This is a genomic window from Sporosarcina sp. AD_1, assembly GCF_057373025.1.
Genome location: NZ_JBPVIR010000004.1, coordinates 151,908 through 176,824, shown reverse-complemented (window position 1 = coordinate 176,824; position 24,917 = coordinate 151,908). Strand labels below are relative to the sequence as shown.

The 24,917-nt window shown below is 40.8% G+C and carries 18 protein-coding genes and 2 riboswitches; of the genes, 15 read left to right on the top strand and 3 right to left on the bottom strand.

Going from position 1 to position 24,917, the window contains the following annotated elements:
• Positions 1-336 precede the first annotated feature (336 nt).
• From ACSW3C_RS09350 to ACSW3C_RS09335, 4 genes are all read left to right on the top strand, one after another.
• Positions 337-4,023: an S-layer homology domain-containing protein gene (locus ACSW3C_RS09350; RefSeq protein ID WP_486562281.1), complete on the top strand. Its 3,687-nt coding sequence runs from the start codon at positions 337-339 to the stop codon at positions 4,021-4,023.
• A 905-nt stretch (positions 4,024-4,928) separates the two neighbouring features.
• Positions 4,929-5,291 carry a hypothetical protein gene (locus ACSW3C_RS09345; RefSeq protein WP_486562280.1) on the top strand — a complete coding sequence of 121 codons (363 nt, stop codon included), beginning with the start codon at positions 4,929-4,931 and terminating at the stop codon, positions 5,289-5,291.
• 82 nt (positions 5,292-5,373) lie between these two features.
• The gene (locus ACSW3C_RS09340; RefSeq protein ID WP_486562279.1) at positions 5,374-5,946 is read left to right on the top strand and encodes a Mu transposase domain-containing protein; all 573 of its coding nucleotides are present in this window, start codon (positions 5,374-5,376) and stop codon (positions 5,944-5,946) included.
• A gap of 303 nt (positions 5,947-6,249) precedes the next feature.
• A complete protein-coding gene (locus ACSW3C_RS09335; RefSeq protein WP_486562545.1) occupies positions 6,250-6,537 on the top strand; it encodes an ATP-binding protein in 288 nt (95 codons plus the stop codon).
• Positions 6,538-6,778: 241 nt separating this feature from the next.
• Here the strand turns inward: ACSW3C_RS09335 and ACSW3C_RS09330 are convergent, their stop codons facing one another.
• Both ACSW3C_RS09330 and ACSW3C_RS09325 read right to left on the bottom strand, forming a co-directional pair.
• A complete protein-coding gene (locus ACSW3C_RS09330) occupies positions 6,779-10,120 on the bottom strand; it encodes an S-layer homology domain-containing protein (RefSeq protein ID WP_486562278.1) in 3,342 nt (1,113 codons plus the stop codon).
• A 414-nt stretch (positions 10,121-10,534) separates the two neighbouring features.
• A complete protein-coding gene (locus tag ACSW3C_RS09325; protein ID WP_486562544.1) occupies positions 10,535-11,188 on the bottom strand; it encodes a response regulator in 654 nt (217 codons plus the stop codon).
• A 55-nt stretch (positions 11,189-11,243) separates the two neighbouring features.
• A riboswitch (cyclic di-GMP riboswitch) is annotated at positions 11,244-11,326 on the bottom strand.
• Positions 11,327-11,916: 590 nt separating this feature from the next.
• Between ACSW3C_RS09325 and ACSW3C_RS09320 the strand changes: the two genes are divergently transcribed.
• From ACSW3C_RS09320 to ACSW3C_RS09300, 5 genes are all read left to right on the top strand, one after another.
• Entirely contained in the window at positions 11,917-12,513 is a 597-nt protein-coding gene (locus tag ACSW3C_RS09320; protein WP_486562277.1) for a TasA family protein, read from the top strand.
• A gap of 262 nt (positions 12,514-12,775) precedes the next feature.
• A complete protein-coding gene (locus tag ACSW3C_RS09315; RefSeq protein WP_486562276.1) occupies positions 12,776-13,870 on the top strand; it encodes a hypothetical protein in 1,095 nt (364 codons plus the stop codon).
• Positions 13,812-14,429 (top strand): signal peptidase I SipW, encoded by a 618-nt coding sequence (gene sipW / locus ACSW3C_RS09310; RefSeq protein WP_486562275.1) that lies wholly within the window; start codon positions 13,812-13,814, stop codon positions 14,427-14,429. Before ACSW3C_RS09315 ends, sipW begins: the two co-directional genes overlap by 59 nt.
• A 33-nt stretch (positions 14,430-14,462) precedes the next feature.
• Positions 14,463-15,125 (top strand): hypothetical protein, encoded by a 663-nt coding sequence (locus ACSW3C_RS09305; protein WP_486562274.1) that lies wholly within the window; start codon positions 14,463-14,465, stop codon positions 15,123-15,125.
• Between the two features lie 63 nt (positions 15,126-15,188).
• Positions 15,189-15,791, top strand: a complete 603-nt coding sequence (locus ACSW3C_RS09300; RefSeq protein ID WP_486562542.1) for a class D sortase — start codon at positions 15,189-15,191, stop codon at positions 15,789-15,791.
• 236 nt (positions 15,792-16,027) lie between these two features.
• Here ACSW3C_RS09300 and ACSW3C_RS09295 read toward each other — a convergent pair whose 3' ends face one another.
• Positions 16,028-18,064 carry a S9 family peptidase gene (locus ACSW3C_RS09295; RefSeq protein WP_486562273.1) on the bottom strand — a complete coding sequence of 679 codons (2,037 nt, stop codon included), beginning with the start codon at positions 18,062-18,064 and terminating at the stop codon, positions 16,028-16,030.
• Positions 18,065-18,332: 268 nt separating this feature from the next.
• Here ACSW3C_RS09295 and ACSW3C_RS09290 point away from each other — a divergent pair, with 268 nt between their 5' ends.
• The 6 genes from ACSW3C_RS09290 (at position 18,333) to ACSW3C_RS09265 (ending at position 24,807) form a co-directional block, all read left to right on the top strand.
• On the top strand, positions 18,333-19,268 hold the full coding sequence (locus ACSW3C_RS09290; protein ID WP_486562272.1) for a hypothetical protein: 936 nt from the start codon (positions 18,333-18,335) through the stop codon (positions 19,266-19,268).
• A 636-nt stretch (positions 19,269-19,904) separates the two neighbouring features.
• A riboswitch (cyclic di-GMP riboswitch) is annotated at positions 19,905-19,987 on the top strand.
• Positions 19,988-20,058: 71 nt separating this feature from the next.
• The gene (locus ACSW3C_RS09285; RefSeq protein ID WP_486562271.1) at positions 20,059-20,694 is read left to right on the top strand and encodes a response regulator; all 636 of its coding nucleotides are present in this window, start codon (positions 20,059-20,061) and stop codon (positions 20,692-20,694) included.
• Positions 20,695-20,925: 231 nt separating this feature from the next.
• Complete coding sequence (locus ACSW3C_RS09280; RefSeq protein ID WP_486562270.1) at positions 20,926-22,281, top strand: PepSY-associated TM helix domain-containing protein; 1,356 nt, start codon at positions 20,926-20,928, stop codon at positions 22,279-22,281.
• Positions 22,282-22,760: 479 nt separating this feature from the next.
• Positions 22,761-23,183 (top strand): hypothetical protein, encoded by a 423-nt coding sequence (locus ACSW3C_RS09275; protein ID WP_486562269.1) that lies wholly within the window; start codon positions 22,761-22,763, stop codon positions 23,181-23,183.
• A 45-nt stretch (positions 23,184-23,228) separates the two neighbouring features.
• Positions 23,229-24,002 (top strand): hypothetical protein, encoded by a 774-nt coding sequence (locus tag ACSW3C_RS09270; RefSeq protein ID WP_486562268.1) that lies wholly within the window; start codon positions 23,229-23,231, stop codon positions 24,000-24,002.
• A gap of 37 nt (positions 24,003-24,039) precedes the next feature.
• Entirely contained in the window at positions 24,040-24,807 is a 768-nt protein-coding gene (locus tag ACSW3C_RS09265; RefSeq protein ID WP_486562267.1) for a hypothetical protein, read from the top strand.
• Positions 24,808-24,917 lie beyond the last annotated feature (110 nt).

Here is a 24,917-nt window from a genome sequence, read left to right as displayed (position 1 = left end):
CCGCTCAAATACTTATTACTCCAGTCATATTCCTAATCCTTCCTGCATAACGTCAATACGAAGACAAGCACTACAAATCTATGTCAAAAATAACAACCTACTAAGTTCGACAGAAAAAACATAGAAATACTTGATATATATTTGAAATACGATAGAATAGTAGAAGCGGCGGATAAATTCAGAGCATTTATACTCTATGAATCTGGAACATTACTAATTTGTAATTGACATCCAAGCCGTGACTATCTATACTTTATTGTGTAATGGCTTCTACTTCCATTTTGCCGTGGGGTAGTTGACAAATTATTTTTTTCAATAAGAGGAGGAAATTATTCAATGGCTAACCAACCAACGAAGTATCGTAAGTTTGTAGTTGGCGCTGCATCAGCTGCTCTAGTAGCATCTGCAGTTGCACCAGTTGCAAGCGCGGCATCATTCAAAGACGTGAGCGATACAAACTCTCACAAAGCATCCATCGATGCATTAGTAGCTAAAGGTGTTATCTCCGGATACCCAGATGGCAGATTCCAACCAAACAAAACATTGACTCGTTCTGACGTAGTCAAAATGATGGGGAAATGGCTTGTTGCTGAAGGCTACAAAGTACCTGCAGACTACAAAACAAACCCACGTTTTGCAGACCTGACTTCTAAATCTAACGACGAGCTTCTTCAAATGGCAGCTCTAGTAAAAGACAACGGTCTTTTCATCGGTACTCCAGACGGCAAACTAGATCCATCTGGCAACATCACTCGTGAAAACATGGCAATCGTACTTGTACGTGCGTTCGACCGGGTACACGACATTGACCTAGCTACATATGTGGCTGGACAAGATTTCAAAAAAGATGTAGTTGATCTTGGAACTGCAAAAGCGGAAGCTCGTCCTGCTATCGACGTACTTGACTACTTCGATATCACAAACCCAGAGGCTCCTACTTTCAATCCAAAAGGAACAACTACTCGTGCTCAATTTGCTTCTTTCTTGAACAAAGCGCTTGAAACTGATTACTCTGAAGTAACAGCTAAGAGCCCTTATGGAAAAGCTGAAATCACTGCAATCAACGCTACTACTGTTGAAGTAAAATTTGGCGAATCAGTCGATAAAGAATCTCTAAACAAATTGAAATTCACTATCGATGGTTTAACAGTAGAAAACGCTGTTGTTAAGCAAACAGACGATAAAACTGTAATCCTTACAACTGCTGTTCAAAAAGGCGGAGAAAAATATACTGTTTCTTTGAACGGTGAAGCAATTGGTACATTCACAGGCGCATCTGCAGTAGTTCCTGAGAAAGTAACAATGATCACTACTTCACAACAAGGTATTCTTGGTCAAGAAGTAACTGTACGTGCGGACATCAATGTTAAAGAAGCTGGTGTTCCAGTAACATTTAACGTTGTTTCTTCTACTAACAAGACTCTTAACCCAGATCAAGTTGTTGAAGTGAAAACAAATGCAGACGGTATCGCTGAGTACTCTTATACTCGCTACGCTGCTGGAAATGATACAGTTTATGCATATGCAACTGGTAAGCCAAGCGCACGTACTACAGGTGCTGTTTACTGGGCAACTTATGCTCAATTATCAATCAAAGACATCACTGAAGCTACAACTCTTGTAAACGGATCTAAGAAAGTTTACGAAATCAACGCACCAGCTAATCCAAATGGTTATGTTTTCGTAGCATTTGAAGAAAACTTGAATGTTACGCCTGACAAAGCTGAAGGTAAAGCAAAGGTAGAAGGTCTTACAACACATGTTGTAGATGCTAACGGTAATGTAATTGCAGGTAGCGCTGAATATCCATACGCTTATACAACTGGCGGTAAAGCTGTAACAGCTGTCAAGTTGGATAAAGACGGAAAAGCTAACCTTGTAGTTTCAGGAAGCAATGCAACTGTAACACCAATCGTTTACACTGGTGATTATACATTCAAAACAGGTAGCACTACTGATTTGGCTAAGGTTCCGGTTTACAGTGCAACAGCTCTTCAAACAAAAGGAACAACAGTTAAGTTTGAACTTAAGCATGAGCTTGGCTTAACGCTTAAAGCTGAAGGCGTTCAAAGTGCAGCTGTTTACAAAAATGCAACAGAAACAGGCGGACGTGACTACACAGTTACATTCACTGACAAAAACGGAAAATTTGCAGCTCCTGGAACAAAAGTAAGAATTGCTATCAACACTGCTGGTGTGAAGGGTAACCTACATGTTCTAGATTCGGACAACAAAGAATTGACGAAGCTTGCTTCTTCTACTACAACAACTAGTTACTATGAAGTGACAATTGAAAAAGACGGTGCAACTACTTTCACAGTGTCTAGCGATGGCGTGAACGACTATGTATCTCCAATCGCATTCATCGATACTGGAGTTGCTGGTTTGGATGTAAATGACTTACAAGCTCAAGGCGAGATCACTTACTTTGTAGCGACTGTAAACTATGCAGCTGAACTTTATGCAGTTGACAAAAATGGTGTACCTGTTAAAGCAGTTCTAGCTAACGGAACTGAGTATGCAGATTTTGTATATGAACTAGTGGATCAAAATGGCAAGCCGCGCTCTTCTGCTGATGCAACAACTGTATCCTTTGAAGTAAAAGCTGGAACTGGAGTAGTAACAGCTAACGGGACTACAGTTGAGCAAGGTGCTACTAAGACAATTAACGCAGTGATTCCTGCTGGCTCCACTGAAACAGCGGTTCGAGTTGTAGCGCAAAATCCATCATCTGTAACAGTATCTGCAACTGGTTCACGTGCAGGTGTAGTATTACCTTCAACAAACCCAGCGTCAGTAACTGTTGATTTCTCTCAATATGGAACTGCACCTGTTACGGGTATCGTTTCATCTATTGATAAAGTGAATCAAGTTCTTACAATTAACGATGTAATCTATAGCTATGCTAGTGCTAAAGAATACCAAATCAAAGGTAACACAGTAACAAAGTCGGCATTTGTTGGTGAAATTGTTGCTGGCACATCTAAAGTTTCTGTAACTGTTGATAAAGATGGTAAGATGACATTTAATGTTATCGATCAATCTGGAACACCATCTACTCCAGCAACTGGAACGATTTCAAGTGCAGTACTATCTCCGGATGGAACTAAATTGTCTATAACGTTTGATAAAGATGTTAAGCCTTCAAGTGTACAATTTGGTGACTTTACTATTGTAACAGGTGCTGTTACAGCTGTTGAGTCTGTTGCTGGTGATACTGTTGTTCTCACAACTGATGGAGCTATAACTACTTCTTCAACTGTTGCAGTTGCAGCCGATAAAGTTGAGTTTACTGATGGTACTTCAAATGCAACAATTGCTCCTAAAAATATTACGCAAAACGTACCAACAGTGTCCAATGTTACAGAAACTACAAAAAGTGCTGTAGCTGTAACTGGTAAGAAAGCAGAAGGAAAGGTCACAATCGCTGGACATGAAGTTACAGCTGATACAGATACTGTGCTTACAAGTGCTTTCAATGGTTTGGTAGTTAAGTTTGTAAAATCCTCTGGAAATTCTGCTATTGAAGCTACTCTTGAGGACAATGTTGTGACAGTTAAATTGGCTAATATCGATACAGCAAATACTGTTGCAGATATCAATACAGCAATTCATAACCTAGGTGTATCTGGAAACCGTAACTTTGCTGATCTAGATATCAAAGTAGATGGAGCTACTTCTGATGACACTGTGTTGGTAAATGCTAACGTTGTAGATGGACCATCATTGACTGTTTCTGGTGGAATCACAGCAGTTACTGCGGCTCAAGGTGAGTATACATTTAAGTTAAACAAAAACTTGACTGTTGGTAATAAAGTAGTTGTAAATGGAGTAACATATGTTGCTGGCACAGATTTCACTGTAGCTTCTACTCTTAATACTACAGCTGAAAACTTGGCTGCAGCAATCAAAACCAAGGACGCACGGTTTAACGATGCAGGAACTGCTGCTACTTCTGGCACAATCACATTGAAAGAGGCTACTCCAACTGGTCTTGCAGCTCCTACTGTGACTGTACAGTAAGTATGAATTAAGATTCATGTAAGTCACTAACTTTATTCTAAATACTTTTGAATGGGAAGACCCTGTAGAGAAAACTCTTTACAGGGTCTCTTCTAATGGCCAAAGCAAATTTCCAGCCCTATACCAGAATTAGCTTGCCCGTCAAATGACGATCGATAAGAATCAGACGATACCGACTTTAATAATCAGGCGTTTGATTTTTGGCTAGGAAATGCGAATAATATTACAAACTGACTTACTAAGACGATATAAATCGATGCAACCTTAAATATCTAAAAAGTAAAATCCCCGTCCAGGTAAAACATTTCCGACTTTAGCGAGGAGTTGAATGTTTCGATTGGAGAATTATGGGCATGTGTGCCTTAACGGAACATGCTAATGATAATTTTCTTTTCTTTTACTGATTTTTGAATAAACCTTGATCGCTATGAAAAATACAGCCTACCGGCAGTAAGTTAATTCATCCAGCGTATTCACCCCGTCAATTCCGCACTTCCAGGGACGTCTCTTTCACTTCATAAGCTTTCCAACAATCATACGATGAACGACTAATATAAGGGACTAGGTTCTTATTTAATTAAGAATTATCCGTTAAAAAATGTTGAAAATTTCAGCTAGCAATTTTAAAAAAATAAGTCACCTCCGTTTCTATTGGGATTGTTTCTAATAGTTGGACGGAGGTGGCTTTTCATATTTGTTCCCATGAGATTATATATGAAAATTTTACCTGTCAAAATAGCCACGCCATTTGTTGTTATTTCCACCGTGTAAGATGGAAATCGGCAAAATCCTCAATAATAACGGTTTAAAATTCCCCAGACTTCACTTCCAGTCTAACTCTATAGACATAGATTGGTAGTGTTGAAATGACGTTAATTTTGGATAATTTTTCAATAATTAGATAATTGAAACAGAAAGGTTGGACGATTAGCGCGAGCGCAAGAGAGACAGGATTCGATCGCAAGAAGATCCGGAAACACTTGAAGGCGGACAAAGTCCCCCAGTCTAAGAAGCGAGGGAAAAGGGAGAGTAAGCTCGATCCCTACAAACCATATCTAATGGAACGAATCAAGGGAAGGTACGACAAACTGTTCGGTCTTGATGGGGGAATCCAAGCGAAGGGCTATGAAGGTAAAAACACCAGTTCGTCCAGTCCTTTCGGGAGGCATCCAAGAAGCAGGCGTTCGTCCGGTTTGAAACGATGCCTGAAAGACAGGCGCAAGTGGATTGGGCTGAGAATATCGGGGAGATTTACTTGGATGGCTTGAAACGTCCTTAGTATACATTCATCATGTTCTTGACCTATTCTCCTAAGCGGTACATAGAAGTAGATATGACCAGGAGACGCTTATGAAATGCCATATGAATGCCTTAAGTTATTTCAACGGGATTCCACAGCAGCTGTTTTACGATAACATGCGGACAGTCGTCACCAAGCACAGTTACAACAGATACGGTACAATAAGAAAATTAGAAGATTTTCTATCGTATTATGGTGTGGTGCCAAAAACCTGTAAACCCTACCGCGCCCAGACAAAAGGAAAAGTCGAACGTGCTGTTGACTATTTTAAATCCAATTTTCTAAAGCGCCGTCTACCCGAAAGTTTAGAGGATCTAAATGCAGAAGTGCGGAAATGGTTGGACCAAGTGGTTCACAAAAAACGGAATCAGATCACACAGCAGTCTCCTGATGAACGTTTTAGAGAAGAGTGCACGCTCTTACTTGCATGGAATACAAAACCGCTGTATCAAGTCAGACAATGGGAAAACCGGGAAGTGAGCAAGGAGTGTTTAATTTCCTATCAGCAGAATAAATATTCGGTGCCCTACCGGTACGCTGACCAGCAAGTGAAGGTTCATGATACGAATAAAGGGATGCTTGAACTGTACGATGAATATGAGCGAATTGCGTACATCCGCTGATCGACGGAAGAGATAAAATGACCAGTAAACCCGAGTATTATCAAGGTTTGCAGTGAAAAAAAAAAAGAGCAGGAAACGAATCCATATGGTTTGGCGACCCCGGATATTCGGATTGGAGGCATTAGCGAAGGGGTATCGTGTGTTATTTATGCAGCAAAGTAATTAGGTGAGCAATGTTCAGAAAGCCCTACAAAAAGGGACGCTTTTCTATTTACAGAGACTTCTATGTACCCGGACTTAATCATCTTAGATAAGATTGGGTATTTTGACTTCGACGAAGTCACGGCAAATCTATTTTTTTAAATCATTTCTAAACGATACGAAAATGGAGCAATGATTCTCACTTTAAATAAATTCTATATCGAATGGGGAAAAACATTTGGGGATGACGTGCTGGCAACCGCAATATTGGATCGTCTCATGCATCACTCGGTGACGTTTAGTATCAAGGGTGATTCCTATAGTATGGAAGAAAAAAAGAAGGCCGGGGTATATTCCTCTACCTTACGTGCCAGAAGCAGCAAAGTGAGGGATTTTAGTCCGGCATTTTGGGGGATTGTTAAACCAGTATTAACAACAGTTAAGGATTAGATTTTTATGCCTATATCAAAATATTATTATTATACTTTTAGATACAATAAGTGTCCTAACGAAACTGATATATTATCTTACTAACTGTATTAACCTAGAAATATTCTATTATAATGGGATATAGTAAAATAACCTAAATATAAATTTTGAAAATAATGAATACTTGTTTATATCATGAATAAGTGGCTGTTTTATTACGGATTTATTGCAATCTGTGTTACATATGTTGCACTAAAAATCATTACTCAACATTAATATTTAAATTTACTGTATTAGCCGTATTTGTATTAGGAGTTGCATGATCCACAATGTTTACAAATGCATTGGAATTTCGTAAATTGATATCTTTTATTGTTGATCCAGTAGAAAAAAATGAACTACTTGTATTCACCAATGTAAGAACCAGCTCATAGTCATTTAACTTAGTAGCAGTTGTACCTTCAACGGTTCTTTCCACACCGTTAGAAAAATTGATGGACAGACTAGAGATCACGGAAGATAACTCAATACTCTCATCAAAAGTTAAGGTCAGTGTTTCAGCGACAGCATCAAAAGTCGCTTTAACTATTGTAGGTGGCGTGATATCAGTTGCTTTTGCCGTTTCATTATCAAGAACAGTTTGAAGCTGAGTTAAACTATATGTGGCAGGAGCACCAGTGTTCATGATTGAGTTAATTATTGTATCTTGTTGATTTGAATTGGCTGATTTGAAAGCTGTAATATTTAGTCCTAATAAATGAGCGTTAGTAGTTAGTGCTGTTTTTGCTGTAGACAATTCTTCAGGTGTTGCACTAGGTGCTGATTTGGTAAGTGCTTTATTAACCAATGATAAAAATGCATCTTTTTGTTCTTGGCTAGGTGTAAGAGAAACAATTTCCAATATCAAGTTGTCTCCGTCTTTTCGATAAGTCACTGTAGCTCTTCCCAAATTCGCCTCCACCAGAGTTTCAAACTCTTCAGGGCTAATTGTCACACCGCTAGAATTCTTGAAAGACGCATTTAAGTAACTTTTCATTGTCTTTCCTGCAAATGTAATATTCTTATAGGTTGAATCAAGTTTAGTCACAATACCAGTATGAATAATTTCAATTGACTGGGTTGAAGTAAAAGTTGCTTTGGCTTCGGTATTGTCTAAATAAATCGGAGAAGACGAGTTATTCGATAAATTCGTGTTAGGCTGCACAGTTCCTTTTGCAACCACTCGTACAGAAGATGTTTTATCCCCTACTGTTTCGACCGAAACTTTTGGATTGTCTGAGTGGGTTCCGCTTACAATTACCGTATGACTATGTCTCGGTGAGATTATTTGCGTCTGAACCACTCCATTACTATTTGTCAAGGTGATTTTAATATCTTCCCCCCCGGTATTCCAAATCGTAAATGTTGCATCGATATGGCTATATTCTACTGGCAGAAAAGTCGGCAGATAGCTTTGATTGCTTGGACCATATTCAAACACAGCAATATCATTGCCACCAAACTTAGTCTTACTAGAACCGTAAGCATCAGTAACGTATAGTGAACCATATAACAGCTTCTCTTCCGTAAAGTACGTGACAGGACCTATAGCAAACGGTTCGTTGTTATCAAATTTTCCTTCTTTTGCGACCGGTGAGTTGAGGTCAATCCATGCAAAAGGGGTAGCATAATCATTTGGCACCTCGCTGAAAATAGTAAATTCAGCTTCTCCTAAAGAATTCGTTTTAATAGTAATTTGTTTGCTTTGCATGGATGGATCCTCGAAGTCGACAAACCAAGCTTGAGTATTTGTTTTTAAATCTTCATCCATATCTTCCTTGAAAGCAATGTTTATTGTTTCATCTGCAATTGGGTTTCCATCCGCGTCTGTTAATACAGCTATGATGACACGGCCATTATCTATCCCTACAGCTACTTCAGGATCCTCACCCATTAGACCGAAAAATTCAATGTTATAGGTCGCTTGAACTCCTGAAAATGTTACCGGATCTGATTTAGCCTGTAATTTAAGCTGGTCATATGTCTCTCGGATATTTTTGGGTGTGTCTGCTGTTCCGTTGTCAATAAAGACAAGAGGTGTGACAGTTGTATTCTTTCCTGTAACTGTAAAGATTGCTTCTCCTTTGGCATCTGTTGTCACGGAAGCTACTACAGGCGTATTACTGGTAGTTAATTGAACAGGGTTTACGTTATTGACTGTAGCTTTGGAATTTACCTTGTCCGCATAAATATTAATATTCTCTTCAAATGTAATATAAAATCGTTGATTAGCAACAGGTTTTCCAGTTTCGGGATTCAAATATTTAAGTTTATAAGTTTTTTCTGCACCGTTGTTTACATTTTCTGTATCTCCTTGTGGGGTAACGCTCAGAATTGGGTTGACTCCCCAATAGACGAATGCGTTGTCACGAACTGTTGGAGCCCCAGTAGGATAAATTGAAACTTCATCAGTTCCTGAAGAAACTTGTGTATAAGAATAAGAAGCAATTCCATCCGCATTGGTTATTGCTTCATAGACTTTTTGTTGGTTTAGAGAATTGTTCGATAGTACGTTAAATGTAACCCGAACCCCCGCTTGCTTAACACCTATACTAGCTGATAGTGTTATTTCTTTTCCTACCAAGCCTTGCATAGATTGTGTAGTAAATTGGAGAGAAGTTGGAATGACTGATGAAACACCATCAAATTCCCCAATTTCTTGACCTTTAAAGAACACCACATATTTAGTTCCACCAATTTGTTCAGATGTTGTCAAAATGATGGTCTTATTATCTGATTGCTTCACAACCGCATTCGAAACAGTTAAACCTTTTATTGAGAAAAGGCTGGAATCTATATCCTTAACATCTTCTAAGAATGTAACTTCTACCGTAGTAGAGCTGGTGGAATTTACAACGGAATTGGTTTCACTAATATCACTCAACAAATTTGAAAAATCTGTTGTAGAGAAATTGTGTAAGAATGTTGCAAAGTGTCCACGAGTAGTTGTTGTTTTCGGATTAAACGCTGGAGCAGCTGGGTTCGTGATATTGAAGAAGTCTAAAACGTCGATAGCTGGACGAGCTTCCGCTTTTGCAGAGCCAAGGTCCGTTACATCTTTCTTGAAATCTTCTCCAGCTACAAATGCAGACAAATCAATATCATTCACGTGATTGAACGCACGAACCAATACGATAGCCATGTTTTCACGAGTGATGTTGCCAGCTGGATCTAGCTTTCCATCTGGAGTACCTACGAATACGCCATTGTCTTTTACGAGTGCAGCGTATTTGAGAAGTTCTTCATTAGATGAAGAGGATAGATCAGTGAATCGTGGGTTTGTTTTATAATCTGCAGCTGCCTTATGGCCCTCAGCCTCTAACCATTTACCCATCAATTTAACAACGTCAGAACGAGTCAATGTTTTGTTTGGCCGGAATGTGCCATCTGGGTAGCCAGAAATTACGCCAGCATCAGATAGTGCGTCGATTGTTGCTTCATGAGTGTTCCCTTGTGTGTCAGAAAATGATTTTGCGCTTGCAACTGGTGCAACTGCAGATGCTACTAGAGCAGCTGAAGCCGCAGTTGTAATGAATTTGCGGTATTTCTTGTGTAGTTCCCCCATTGATTTACACTCTCCTGATATCTATAGTGGTTGTACCCATCGGAATGAAGGGTGAATGAATAGAAGATTAGCGAATAATTACGTGAATAAGGGAATCTCAACATGTTGTTCTGAAAGTAAATTGTAAAGAGTTCTCTTTCTAAACTAAATTATCTGCCAATTAACTATTATTAATGATAAAACTTTACCTAGTAAACTGTTTGAATTCAATAGAGTGTGTCTATTAGGGTTAAATTCGTGCTTATTAGGTCAGAAGAGTTTGTAAATAGATACAGTAGGGGAGAATAAAGGAAATTAAAATCCTCCTATTGAATTTTCGCAATAGGAGGACAAGCATTTTTGATTCTATTTAATAGTAGAGAATTATAATAGCTGTGCGTTTGAAAAATTATGAGGTAGAATCTATTGGTTAACTTATATCAACACATCATGCCTAGCCGGCACCAAACCCGTATAGTTCGCGTAAAGCGCAGCCTTAGTACGATCCCCAAGGTTTAGTTTTGCCAATACTTGACTGACATGCTTTTTGACTGTGTTCTCCGTGATGTACAAGTTAGCCGCAATTTGTTTATTCGACAGTCCCATTCCGATTTTTTGCAAGACCTCTTTTTCCTTAGAGGTGAGCTGTGCAATCTGGTTATTGTCCACTTGAGGATTCTTTTGAGATTTTAGTAACAGATCGATGATATCGGGATCGTAATATTTTCTACCTCTTTGAATGACGTGAACCGCGTAAATTAGTTCCTCTGGATAGGCATCTTTTGAAATGTAACCATCCACGTCCATGGATTTAGCATGCTGAAAAGTCAGTGCATCTGTGGTGTGCGTCAGGATGGCGAATTTGCAGGTTTCCCCCAGTTGCCTCGCTGCTGTAATGACATCCATTCCACTCTCATGTTCAAGTTGAAAATCTACAATTGCCAAATCGGGTTTTTCTTTTTCAATCAGATGAAGTGCTTCTTGCTTGTTTCTTGCTTCACCGCAAACTTCGATTGTGCCATGCATGGACAGGATGGAGACCATGCCTTTTCGGATGAGCGTTTGATCATCTACCACTACCACTTTCATCAATGTAGAGAGCCCCCTTACTCAAGATTGAAGGACGTTTTTTACGGACGTCCCTATGTAATGAGGCCGGTTGCACCACTGACTCCCTACATCCCAGGTGCCCAAATAGAGGATGTAGTTCCTAGTCTCCCACTAGTCATTTGTTTCTACATAGTAAGTATAAGTTGTCTTTGTTGCGGAACTTGTCAGTTTATTAGAAGCGATAATCATCTATTTTTGAATGCTTTTGGTCCATTTCGTCTCTTTTTGTCCGTTCTGCGTTCCAAATGGACTAGTACTTCTAGTGTACAAGAATAAACAGAAATTGGGAATGGCACGAAAGTGTGCCTTATGTGTCACTCAAAAGACGAATGCAGTGAAACCAAAAATTACCCATTGGAGGTGCGAGAAATTGTTTATGGCTGTTTATACTAAACGTAGTTCCATTCTCATAGCGAATGAAGCGAAGTCCAAAGGGGGAGATGTTCTGTAGAAGGTGATCCTATGTCAAGATTGATACTCTAACAAGAATGCTTGTGACGTTGATGACGGTACATGGCATAAGGAGATCAGATTCAATTGCTCCTCTGAGTGGATGTAGAGTCTGCTCGGGACTAATCGTAACTATTAGGAGCGAAACTAACTGCCGGGCTATGAAATGGTACATGAAACTACTTGGATTTACTTGCGAGAAAGATGGATGGATTGTAAGAAAACAAAAACTAGGAATCTTAGGGAGGATAATAAGTATGAATCTTAAAAAGAAATTAGCAATGGGTATCGCAACGGGCGCTTTGGCTGTAAGTATGATTGGTGGAGGAACGTATGCTTATTTCAATGATGTTGAAACAAGTACAAATACGTTTGCAGCAGGAACTTTGGATTTGACGTTAAACCCTGAACAAATTATTAGTGTATCTAACATTAAGCCAGGCGACTGGATGAACCGTACGTTTAAATTAGAGAACACAGGTAGTCTTGACATCTCTAAGGTTTTCTTGACGACATCATTTACAGAATCCGTACCTGGTTTTGCAGATCACATAGTGGTTGATTTCCTTAGAAATGAAGATAAAGGAAGCGTTCTTGGAGACAGCAATATCATTGTCTCTAAGACGCTAAGTGAATTGGCAAATATGTCACCGGATGCTGTTAAAAATGAGTCACCGAAATTCTTCGGCTGGCAAGGCGGAGAAAAGAGCGGAATTAAAGCTGGTACGTCAGATAATCTATACGTGAAGTTTAGATTTAACGACAATGGGCAGGATCAGAACGCTTACCAAGGTGCAAATTTAGAGCTTACTTGGAAGTTTGATGCGCAACAAACAGCTGGAGAATCGAAGTAATCCATTTTGGGAGGAGAGCCCTTCTCCTCCCTCATTTCATTTCACCAATCCGTAGGTGCCCTTCCTTAAATGCATTTCTCAATATATAACCTTATTTTATGTTTTGAGGAATGTATTTACGGAATCCAGCGACAAGAATTTGAAAGGCGGGATCGGATTGAGAAGCAAGCGCAGACGAAGGTACAAGAAGAATCACCGCGCTTTATTGTTTTATCTTAAGGTAGCTTTGATCTGCTACTTATCCATATTTGGAGTGAGTTATATGTCGTCGGGCACTTCCGCGTTTCTCAGCAGCCGTGCGGAAGTTTCGCAAGGCATCACAGCTGGTATCTGGACGGTGCAGCAAGTCATCGTGAATGAATGCGGAGAGATTGAAATTATTACTGTAGATTTACGGAAACAAAACGAGAAAACTTCCGAGAAGAAAGATGAGGGAGTATTGGAAGAATCGCAGGGTGAAGAAGCTGTAACAGACGAGGAGAATGGCATCAAACTAGATGGTGAAGAGGAGAGTTCTCAGGAGACGTCGGAAGAAGCAATGCCGAGTGAGGTAATAGAGGTTGACGAGGCCAACGTAGAAGAGCCGCCTCTTAAAAAAGTCGAGGAAGATCCTGCAACTGTTGAGGAAACAGTTGGGGACCATGATGATGAAAAGAGCACTAATGAAGAAAGCAAGGAAAATAACGAAGAGCCAAATAGCGAAGTAGATAGTTCCGAGGAGACATCGGAAGAAGAAAGGGCACCTGGTGAAGAAGCTACAGCAGAAGATCAAGAGAGCGAGGATGAACTAGCTCAGGATGAAAGTGAAAAGGAAGCTGTCTCGAGCGAGAAAGAAAACGAGTGTGGCAAGAAAGACAGTGAGTCGGAGGAAGAGGACGACGCTAAAGATGTCCCTGACAATGACCAATGTACTTACGACGAGGAAGGCCATATTGAAGAGAAAGAAAAAGTTGCTTCAAGTGAGGACATGAGTGAGTGTAAGAAAACAGATGAACCTGAAATAGGGGATGAAAAAGATAAAGTGGTAGATGATCCAGAAGCAACCGACCTAGGTGAAGATGTTGAAGACACTGATGATGCGAATTTGGATAGTGAAGAAGATGAGGGTACCGATGATGGAAGTCTATATGAGTTGGATGACGAGGATGAACAGGGAGATACAACTAAGAAAAATAAAATGAAGAAAAAGGATAAGAAACCGGCTAACAAGAAGCCAATAAAAGATAAATCGCCAGCAAACAAAGAAGATCAGAACGCAGCTCTACCAGAACAAAAACAGAAAGCGGAAGGTGATTCGGATGAGAAAGAGAAGCAAAACACAGAAGGTAACGAAACAGGTGACGAAGTGGGTCAATAATATCGTATCAGGAATTTTGATGGTGTTGCTTATTACAGTGGCAGCAGTAGTTGTGATATCAAAAGCCTCAGGCGGCGAGCCTGAGATTTTCGGTTATCAGTTCAAAACGGTTCTGTCGGGATCGATGGAACCTGGCATTCAAACTGGGTCAATCATTGTAGTGAGAGCAGCTGAGGATAAAAACGCTTATAAGACCGGCGATGTCATCACGTTTCAAGAGGAAGAGGGTATTTTGATTACCCACCGGATTACGGATGTCGTGAAAAGTGGAGATTCCGTCTTGTACAGGACGAAAGGGGATAATAACAATGCGGAAGACATGAACCCGGTTCTTTCGGATAATGTGGTAGCGGAATATACCGGTTATACGGTTCCTTATGTCGGCTATTTCATCAATTTTGCACAGTCTAAAAATGGCGCGTTTCTTCTATTGATACCGGGGTTCTTGTTGCTCATCTATTCCGCGTTCACCATTTGGAAAGTCCTATCGGCAATTGAATTGTCTCCTAAAAAACAGTCGGATTTAGCAGGGGAAGAGGGCGGAAATACCTCTTCCTGAATCAAACGGTACCAAACGGAAGGAGGCAGCACTGTGACTAAGCTTGTTAAGATTATCCCTATACTTTTAGTAGCCTGCGGAATTCTACTTTTCCCGATTGCGAGCGTTTTTGCAGACGAAAGCAATAGTGAAGATAACCAGGAGATCAACATCAGCCTGTCGCCCAAAGAGACTTTGTTTGACGTAAGCAACATGAAGCCGGGCGACTGGGCACCGCGTAAACTTACGGTTAATAATGCTGGAAATAAAGAGTTTACTTACTATATGCAACTGAAAAACAACGGGGATGAAAAGCTGTTTAATGAACTATTGATGGAAGTAAAGGCTGGCAATGAAGAGCTCTATAATGGGAAATTAGCTGCCTTTACGACACTGCCCGCAAGAAATCTGGCGAGCGGTAGCGAAGAGAAATTGGATATCACCATCCGGTTTCCGGAGCATCTTGGAAACGATTTTCAAGGACTGCAGGCAGCTTTTATTCTGAACTTTACAGCTGAAGGGAAGGCAAGTGCTTCTTCGCAAGCCGTAACAAAAGCTCGGATTGACAGTGGCGACGCTTCTTCATCAGGCGGATTTAAATTGCCAGCAACTTCTACGAATATGTTCAATATTTTATTGCTTGGTTCAGTAATGGTCGTGGTCGCGATAGCAATCATGGTTGTCACGTATGTTAGAAGGATGAAGGTTGCACAATAGAATGGTCAAAAAAGCTGCCGTGTCGTGCAGCTTTTTTAATTGGATGGGAGGGAAAGTGGATTGGTGAAGAAAATGGCTTTGCTCTTGCTCGCAGTGGGACTATGCCTAATCGGATATGCGCTTATGCAGCTGTTCTCCACTAATCAATACGAAAAAGCGGCACTCGCTGAAGCTAAAGAATACTTGAAAATGGCTACCGAGTTTGAAGAGAAAGCAACCGTGAAAAATCAAATGACCGCAACACCCGACTTGTCATTCCAAAACGGCGAAACGATCGGTATACTTCAGATTCCTGACTTGGACAAAGAGCTCCCGATCGTCGAAGGGACAGATGATGGCGCATTGAAACAGGGAGTCGGCCATTACACAGGAACCGTATATCCCGGTGAGAAAAACCAGATCCTTTTATCCGGACATCGGGATACGGTCTTTACTGGATTAGACGAACTACAAAACGGAGATTCCATCATCGTGAAAATGGCGCACGGCACGTTTACGTACGCGATTGTGGATACTGAGATTGTAGAAGAGAATGACGAGACTGTCATTCGTTCTACTGCACCGGAGGAATTGCTTACATTGTCCACCTGCTATCCGTTCTGGTATGTTGGCAATGCGCCGCAGCGGTATGTGGTGTATGCGAAGTTGGTTGAAAGTAGTCTTTAAAAAGTGACGTCGTTTTGGTTGCATTGCAATGTTGTAAGCGCTTGGGGACTATTTATGCTCGGGTATTCCTGATTAATGAGCACATGCAGGTCATTTATACTCGGAGTTGCTGGTCGTATGGGCGGTTACTAAAATTTATGGGCTGGTAACAGCTGTTAATGCCCGGTTGAACGGAATGGCTGCTAATAAAAAACGAAACGCTGTGTTAACCTCGCGTTTCGTTTTTTAATTGCTTATCACTTCAAATGCTTATCAAAGAAATCAATCATCGCCCGATAAAACTCAATTCGATTCTCCTCATTTCGGAAGCCATGTCCTTCATTTTCCTTTAGCATGTATTCCACATCCACTCCTCGCTTCTGTAAAGCTTCCACAATCTGATCGGATTCCGCCTGGTTGACACGGGGGTCATTCGCGCCTTGGGCTACGAAGAGAGGCGTTTTGATTTTATCGACGTGGAAGACAGGCGAGATGGCTTCCAGTAATTCTTTGTCGTCAACTGGATGTCCAACCCGTTTGTATAGATCGTTGCGTACGGTTTTCCAATAAGGCGGGATAGTGTCGAGCAATGTGAAGATATTGGAGACGCCGACATAGTCCACCGCGGCTGCATATAAATCAGGTGTGAACGTGATGCCTGCTAATGTGGCATAGCCGCCGAACGAAGCTCCGTAAATGCCGATGCGGTTAGGATCGGCGATGCCTTGCTCAATCGCCCATTGCACGCCGTCTGTTATGTCATCCTGAATTTTCAATCCCCATTGCTTGTTGCCTGCATCGGTAAATGCTTTACCGTATCCAGTCGAGGAACGGAAGTTCACTTGAAGCACGGCGTACCCTCGGTTGGCCAGCAGCTGCACTTCTTGATTGAACCCCCATGTATCACGTGCCCACGGACCGCCATGTGGATTGACGATTAACGGCAATTGCTCAGGCTTCTTATTTTTAGGCAGTGTCAAGTATCCATGGATGGTGAGACCGTCACGGCTTGTGTAGGAAATCGGCTGCATGTCTGCCATGTCGTTTCGGTCAAGCCAAGGGGCAAGCTCTGTCAATTTGGTTAGTTCTTTTGTGGTCGCGTCATAATAATAGTAGGTGCCGAATTCTTTATCGCTCGTTACGAGGACGATGAATTTGGTCAAATCCTCATTATGGTCATCAAGAATTAATTCGCTTTCGCTCACTTGAAGTTCGTCCTTTAAATAGTTGAAAATGTCCTCTAATTCTTTATCGAAAAACACATAATGCAATTTGTCTGTCACATACGTCGTCGCCAGAAGCACATCCTTCTTTTTGTCATAGAGAGCGTCCTCCACGTCGACCTGAGGATTGGCATAAAGGAGTTTCTCTTTAGCATCCAAATCAAACACGACTAACTCCATCTTATCTCGGTCTTTATTGGTTAACGCATAAATGGATTGATTGTCTTTAGAGAAGGCAATCGGTGAAATCTCATCACTTTTATTCGTTTGAAGAAACGGTTTGAAGTCATCCTCTTCGGTAGGACGGTAGAGAACTGTACTATCGACCCCGTCCGTTTCGATCGCAATCCGAATCTTGCCGTCATGGTCCGCAAGCCAGCTCACAATACTGCCAGAATTCTTCGCAACAAGCTTCATGTCGCCAGTTTTGACATTCAATTTATAAACGTCAAAGAACGTCGGATCCTCTTTATTCAAGCCGATGAGGATTTCATTTGTAATACCAGACAAGCGGCTAATCATTTGAACTTTAACATTCGGAAAAGGTGTCAAGTCCCGTTCTTCCTGCCCGTTGAAACTCGATGAATAGAGATGGAAGTTTTCATCGCCGCCTTCATCTTTCAGATAGAGGATGTGGTCATCCTTCCAGAACGAAGCAGCGATATCCCGATCGGTTGAACTTGTTATCCGAACCGGTTCGCCATCGCCATTCATCTTTTGAACATAGACATTCATTCGATTTTCCCATGCAGACCGAAAAGAAATATATTCCCCGTCTGGTGACAACTCATAATCGAGCTCACCTGGATTTTTCATGAAGTCCTCTACGGAGATTTCTTTTACTCCTTGGTTATCGGTGTCCCTTAATTTGGAGGTCTTCGTCGTTCCGTTGTAATTCTCCATCTTCTCAGTAGTAATGATTTCTTGAGAAGGGCTGTCCAAAAGTTCTTTAATATCAAATACAGCTGCGTCCACCTTTTCAATCTCTAGTGCGTTATGGGCATTTGTTACAAATGGATAGGAAGCAAGCAGTGCAGTTAAAAGTGTTTTAAGGATCCGTTGTACTTTCAAACATTCATTCCCCTTTCGTATATGAAAAATGATTTATCAGTCCTTAGTATGTCTTTTCTTCTAGGAATTTTGATGTGGAACATTTAGGGAGAAGCATACAACGTTGAAGAAAAAGTGCAGGGCAACTGGAAAAATAAAAAGGGTTTGTATAATTAATTAAGGGAGCAACAGCAATGGTAAAAATGTAAAATTAAATGATAAATAGGATATTGTACTCTATAATTTTTCGTGTGATAATAGTCTTATCAGAATAGAAAGGTGTAGTTCAATGGAGATAGTTATTTTAGCATTACTCGGGATTTTTACTAGTTATAAGGCGGCTTATAAAAACAGAAATCCGATTGTATGGTTTTTTGCGGGTTTTCTTACAATCGGATTAATAATCATATACTTGGGAACGCTGCCTAAAGTTGAACCAAACGGGAGCACTAAACGATTAATGACCTTCATACCCTCTCGTTTAAAAACATATAGAAAAGCATTACTGGTCGTTCTGCTAACCGGTGTCTTTGCAGTAGCAGGTTTACTAGGTACATATATTTATACAAGTAAAATTATGTTTTCATCGGATACGGATAAGAACAGATCTATCTTGGTAAAAGAATTGCTGGATGATACAACTGAGGGAGAAGAGGCCACTATCCAAAATGTCTTAAAGGTTGCTGAATTTGTAAATTATCGAAGCAATAGCCTCGCTTATTGGTTTGAGGGAAAAGTAAAATCAGACGTTCTGAAAAACTCATTATTATTTGGATTTATTGGCTTGCTCATTGGATTACTTGTTCAGCTAAAGGATAAAATAGCTGCTGCCAGAGCTACTTTATCTCCCATAGTCGAGTTTTTAGCTAGATATCAGAAGGGAATAGTTGTTTCAGTGGCGATCATTTTAATCGCAGGCTATGTAGTTGGCTTGCTCGGTTACTATACAAAGCAGATAGCAATCAATAAAGATCGTTCTGAGTATTATCAAGAGGTGTTTGCGGAGAGAAATGGAGAACCTTCCTATGAATTAGAAGTCGCGGTGTCTAGCTTTTTACGAGGAGAGTATTATATTGTCGATGGTGTAACAATGTACGAAGCAGAACTGACTGAGAAAAAATATAGGAAAATTGGATACGGAATTGGATTAATTATTCTCTTTCTGTTGTATCGTTCTAAACCTCAGTGGTTTCAAAATGGGTCCCGTCGTTTCGTCGATGCATAAAAATGAAGAATTCCGGAAGGGAATATTAATTTTTATGAGGGTTCTTGTATAATCTAGAAGCAGAAAGAAGAATGAATGATTTGTTAGAGACCTTCGGAATTACCATTTGCGGTCAAGACATCCGTATGATTGTTCAGGGAGAGAAATGCAGAAAGCGGCACTTGCTTGTAAATATTGCAACGGGTTCAGCGGAAATATGGATTGCTTGTATAACAGAAGGTAGAGAAACTAGTAATTAAACCGCTCAGCAGAATGACACTGCTGAGCTTATTTATTATTAACGCATAGAGTAACTTGAAATGGAATGAAAGAATTGTGCATCCCAGTGTTGTTATCACGTATAGGCGAGTGATATCCCTCATACCGGTGACGTAATAATTAGTTGCACCCGCGCATACTGAGTCCATACCCGCGCATAACCAGCGTTACCCCGCGCAATAACATACTCCATCGATCTCTACTAATATGTCAAAACGCCTATGACAATAAGAATGCAGGACATGTCAAAGCATCTAAAACCTATGTTACGACGAAGCACGACAAAATAGCAGGCGAAGCAACAAAACTAGAAGCAGACCAGTCGCAGTAGCTGACAGGATATTCTAATTTCATCGCGTATACTGGTGGTACAAGCTTAATAGTGAAGGAAACGTTGAAGTGCAACCTCCATCTGGGCACCTGGGTTGCATGGAGTGAGTGGTGCAACCGACCTAATTGTATTCGGATTTTTCCGTGTATCATTGGGCTTTTTGCGTTTGAGTGAAAATATATGAGTTGAGGTGATTGTGCTTTGAGAGTAGTCATTGTAGATGATCATCCAGTTGTCCGAAGAGGAATGGCGGCCGTCCTGGGGCAGCTGGAAACCTTCGAGGTCATTGGGGAAGCTTCGAATGGGAAGGAAGCGATCACGTTGATTGCAAAAACGTTGCCGGATTTGGCGATCATTGATTTGCGTTTAGGATTGGAGTCGGGACTTGATCTCATCGCAAATATCCAACAGCAAGGCATACATTGCCAGGTTATCGTCCTGACGGCAACTCCGGACAAAGAAAGCTTTAAAAAGGCAAAAGAATTAGGGGTCTCAGGTTATATCTCCAAGGAAGCCTTGCCGGAAGAGTTAGTACATGCTTTGCAGATGGTAGGGAAGGGACGAACCTATTATGATTCGCGTATTTTAGAACAGATAGTCAGCGTTCACTCCGAGCGAGTTGCCATGACGAATGTACTGACGCCTAAGGAGACAGAGGTCTTGATTGAACTGGGAAAAGGGCTTTCCAATAAAGAAATTTCTCAGATGCTATATATTACGGAGTACACAGTGAAAAAACATGTGAGCCAAGTGCTGGGCAAGTTGAATTTGGCCGATCGGACACAAGCGGCATTGTACGCGAATGCGATGGGACTTGTCCGTTATGTTGTGAATTAATGTCTCAGCTGTGCCAACCACCAGATAAATTTGGAGTATTGTGTGCCTTTTAATAAAATCTCGATATCGATATGACGACACCTATTCACCCGGTAAAATGGCTTGGATGCCTTACTTTACCAGGTGAATAGGTGTCGTTTTTATTAAACAACCTAAAAAAATCATCTAAATTTCACATTCGGCATGTAATGTATTCGTGTAATCCAAAATTACTTATTTTCAGGAGGCTTTATGAAAAAGTTATATAATCGTTTTTGGAGATGGCACTTTTTTGCTGGTTTATTTATTACTCCCCTGTTACTTACCTTAACGATTAGCGGCATTGGATACCTATTCTATACGGATGTGGAGAACCAGCTCTATGCTGATTATTTTTTTGGAGATAGTAAGGATACAACAAGCCTTACTATTGACGAGGGGATTGCCGAGGCGAAAGCAGAATTCAGCGACTATGAAGTGAGTAAGGTAATTGTTCTAGAAGATCCGTACAATACCCGCTTGACGATGACTAACGGTGACGTCGATCAAAAATATGTCTTTCTAGATAAAAACAATCAAGTGATTGGTAGTCAGGATGCAAATTATACGTTTTCAAATGTCATGCGAAATCTTCATAGTTCTTTATTTATCGGCGGAACATTTGTTAACTACCTAGTAGAGCTAGCAGCTTGTTGGGCTATCTTCTTGTTGCTTTCGGGAATTTACATGACGTTTAGGAAAAAAACATGGAAGAAAACCAACACAGAAACAACTCGAATACGTTCACGTAGATGGCACAGTCTCTTAGGTGTCATTATTACTCTCCCGATGATTGCAATTATCTTTACTGGATTGCCTTGGTCGGCTTTTATGGGAAACATAATTTATACAGCTGCACAGCAACATCCATCCATCGGATTTCCTGAACTGCAACAAAATCCGCCAACATCGGATATGAATGAAATTCCATGGGCGACTCGTAAAAATGAATTGCCGAAGTCTCAAGATCATTCAGGTCATGCGGGTCACGATGGCCATCAAAGCATTACTGGTTATTCTAACGAACAGGCGATGTCAGTAGGGGAATTAATGGAACACGTTGAAGGTGAACATATTTCAAAACCGTATTCAATTATTTTACCTACATCAGAAGAAGGCGTATTCACAGTCGCAAAGGGTTCGAATACGGGTGTAACAGGTTTAGATGTGAGTCCGAAGGAAGAAGTAACTAATTACTTCAATCAATACAATGGTACACTTATCTCTTCAGTGGGGTACGATGAATATGGAATTTTAGGAAAATGGTTTACGTGGGGGATCCCCCTCCATGAAGGGCATCTATTCGGGTGGCCAAACAAAATGATGAATCTATTTGTTTGTCTCGCATTTTTGTATTTAATTTATCTTGGCATTAAGACATGGGTATTGCGTAAACAAAAAGGGAAAATTTCTGCACCGCCCATGCCAAAAGAAATATCGATTCCATTTTGTATTTTCATGATAATTTTAGGCATCATTATGCCGCTCTTCGGTATGTCGCTTATTGTGGTATTACTAATTGAAGTGATTATTTGGCTCACGAATAAAAATAAAGCAGCAGTAAGGTAACTAAATAAGAATGACGAAAAACCAGGTGCTCTCGTAAGGAGCTTCTGGTTTTTTTCTGCTAATCCAGATAACTTGGATACCTAGTATTAGAAGGGAGACCGCTAATTCAGATGATGAATAGCGGTCTCGCTTTTTTGATTCTCACTGAAGAGGGGTTAGTACAACCAATAACCTCCTTTCTCCTTGTTTGCTAGTGCATTTCAACGGGTTTGTAAGAAGAATTTTACTAGATATAAAGGACTGTTTCTCGTGGAAAAAGTATTCATTTCTAGATGAGTTGGTTCTAAAGTTTACTTCTCTTTCACTAAAGTAGAAGAAGTAGTGGCAAAAGTGTTATGGAAAAGTATCCCTGAGAGTGAGGAAGTCCTTCTATATTCGTCCTATACTAAAAATAGTTCCAAGCACATAAGTAGGGGCTCAATATAACTAGTTGGAGGAGATCTTATCTATGCCAGATTATTTCTAAAGAGGTGTACTCCATGAAGAAGAAATTCGTTATTTTGTTTTCGATTATTTTTCTTGCAAGCGCTGGAACGATCTACGCAAATATCAACTCAGCTCAGATGCTTTCACAGTGGTACGAGAAATCATTTAAAGAAAAAAGTGAAAGTGTAGGAGCTGAAACCGCAACTGCGTTGATACGGATGATTAGTGAAAATCGAATGTTTGTAAAGGAAATGAACAATGCCTTTGAAACGGCGATTGCCGTGCATCGTGACAGGACGACTGGGGACACAACGAATGGAATTGAAGCGTACAAGGATGCCCTGATTAGAGACCTGAAAACGACGTCAGACGAATTGAAAAACGAGACCTTTGAAGAATACGTCACAAACCGCAATATCGAGGAAGAAATCCAACTGGAATTCGAATCGATACTGCAAGAAGTATTAAGCGAGTGAGTACATGTTTTACCAAATAAAATGGATGAAAAAGGGGACAGTCACATGTTGAAAAAAGCAAAAGGGAAAGTAATCGCAGGAACATTGGTAGTTGGACTCGTAGCAGGCGGAGGAGCAGTACTTGGAGCAACAGACGCAGGAGCGAATTTAAAGGCTTGGTATGATGCGCAGTTTGGTAAGGCGAGCAACAAGATAACAGAGGAAGTAGGCAGCTATGGTAATAGCAAAATTGAAGGTTTGACGGCAGAATATAATGGCCTCAAAGCAGACGCAACCTCTAAGATTAATAGTAGAGGTGAGTTTGTTGGAGACGTCACCAAGAAAAGTGTTCAAGAGCAAAGCGAAAAACATATTGATGCGATAAAGCAACAGAAAGCACATATTGAAACGTATTTAAGCGGCCAGTTTGATAGCCTTGCCCAATTTGCCAATGGATTAATTGAACAGTCCGGAAAGGATGCTTTGGCATATGCCGAGAGTGATTTGAAACAACACGCAGGAGATGCGGGTAAAGTGGAGGGAGAAAAGATGGAAGCTGATGTGAAAGCGTCAACGGCAGCCGCTCTGAAGGATTTGGAAGATACAATCAGATGGGCAAAAGAGGATCTTCAAGCAAAATTGGATAAGGAAACGGATCTAACAATTGAAGAAATCAAAGCAATGATTGATAAGAAAATTGTGGAACTCCGAGGTAAGGTAACAGCGTTAAATAATGCATTTGTGAAGGAGCAAGATAGACAACTTACAATGACTAGCAAAAAGCTTCTACTTGAAGCCCAAGCTCAAATGGATGCACTAGTCAACGGAATGAACAAGTAATCACCAAACGAGGGACCTTCTATGAAGAGGGTCCTTCTTGGGTATGAAAGGGAAGAGGAAATTGAAGAAGCCAAACGAAATTCTGAAAAAAGTACTTTTACTATCAGCCGTCCTCCTAGTAACGGTCGCCCTTGGCAGCGGGATGAATAAAGCATGGGCCAATCAGGACATTCAGAGTCTATTGACCAACTGGTTCCATGGGAAAAAGACCGAGTCCATTCAGCAGATAGAACATGCGATCACTAGTGAAAAAGAGCTGCTAATGGATGAGTTGAGAGCAGCCTTGCAAGAAGAGATGAAAAAAGCGGAGGAAGAACTGGCTCGATACACAGAAGAAGAAACAGCAAGGCGGGTGCAGGAACTTCAAGATTATGCGGCCGGTCTAATGGCGAATATACAGATTGACACAACAGCGAAGAAAGCTGAAATCTCAGCGGATCTAGATGCAGCCCTTGCGCAAGCGATGGAACAGCTAGGTAGTTCAGGCGGCGTGTGTACACCGACTACAAATCCACCTGTGCCTGCACCAAAACCGGGTGAAGGGCAAGAAGGCAAACCAGGTGACAAGGAAGAAGCGACGGAGCCAGAAACGGAACCGACAGAAACCGATTCATCTGAAGACACGAATCAAGATTCAGAGCAGCCAGTGGATGAATCCACTGACGGAACGGACGAGAGTCAAGGTGGTGAACAAACGGAGCCGCCTAACGTTCGACCAGAGGAAGAAGCCGAAACCTTGCCCTCAATAGAGGAGAAGGAACCAACAATTAGTGTTGATGAAAAAGATGAAATGCAGATTAAATAAGCGAAAGAAAACCGCGTAACCCTTGTTGAGGGCTAAACGCGGTTTTCTTTACTGTTAAAATAAGAAATTGCAGCAATGCACCCAAGTGTCCCCTAAAAGACTGCTTGCAA

Excerpts from the sequence above, each read along its gene's own strand:
- ACSW3C_RS09320 (WP_486562277.1), top strand. The coding sequence starts at position 11,917 with ATGAATCTTAAAAAGAAATTAGCAATGGGTATCGCAACGGGCGCTTTG.
- ACSW3C_RS09325 (WP_486562544.1), bottom strand. The coding sequence starts at position 11,188 with ATGAAAGTGGTAGTGGTAGATGATCAAACGCTCATCCGAAAAGGCATG.
- ACSW3C_RS09270 (WP_486562268.1), top strand. The coding sequence starts at position 23,229 with ATGTTGAAAAAAGCAAAAGGGAAAGTAATCGCAGGAACATTGGTAGTT.
- ACSW3C_RS09280 (WP_486562270.1), top strand. The coding sequence starts at position 20,926 with ATGAAAAAGTTATATAATCGTTTTTGGAGATGGCACTTTTTTGCTGGT.
- ACSW3C_RS09275 (WP_486562269.1), top strand. The coding sequence starts at position 22,761 with ATGAAGAAGAAATTCGTTATTTTGTTTTCGATTATTTTTCTTGCAAGC.
- ACSW3C_RS09290 (WP_486562272.1), top strand. The coding sequence starts at position 18,333 with ATGGAGATAGTTATTTTAGCATTACTCGGGATTTTTACTAGTTATAAG.
- ACSW3C_RS09340 (WP_486562279.1), top strand. The coding sequence starts at position 5,374 with ATGAAATGCCATATGAATGCCTTAAGTTATTTCAACGGGATTCCACAG.
- ACSW3C_RS09350 (WP_486562281.1), top strand. The coding sequence starts at position 337 with ATGGCTAACCAACCAACGAAGTATCGTAAGTTTGTAGTTGGCGCTGCA.
- sipW (WP_486562275.1), top strand. The coding sequence starts at position 13,812 with ATGAGAAAGAGAAGCAAAACACAGAAGGTAACGAAACAGGTGACGAAG.
- ACSW3C_RS09330 (WP_486562278.1), bottom strand. The coding sequence starts at position 10,120 with ATGGGGGAACTACACAAGAAATACCGCAAATTCATTACAACTGCGGCT.
- ACSW3C_RS09315 (WP_486562276.1), top strand. The coding sequence starts at position 12,776 with ATGTCGTCGGGCACTTCCGCGTTTCTCAGCAGCCGTGCGGAAGTTTCG.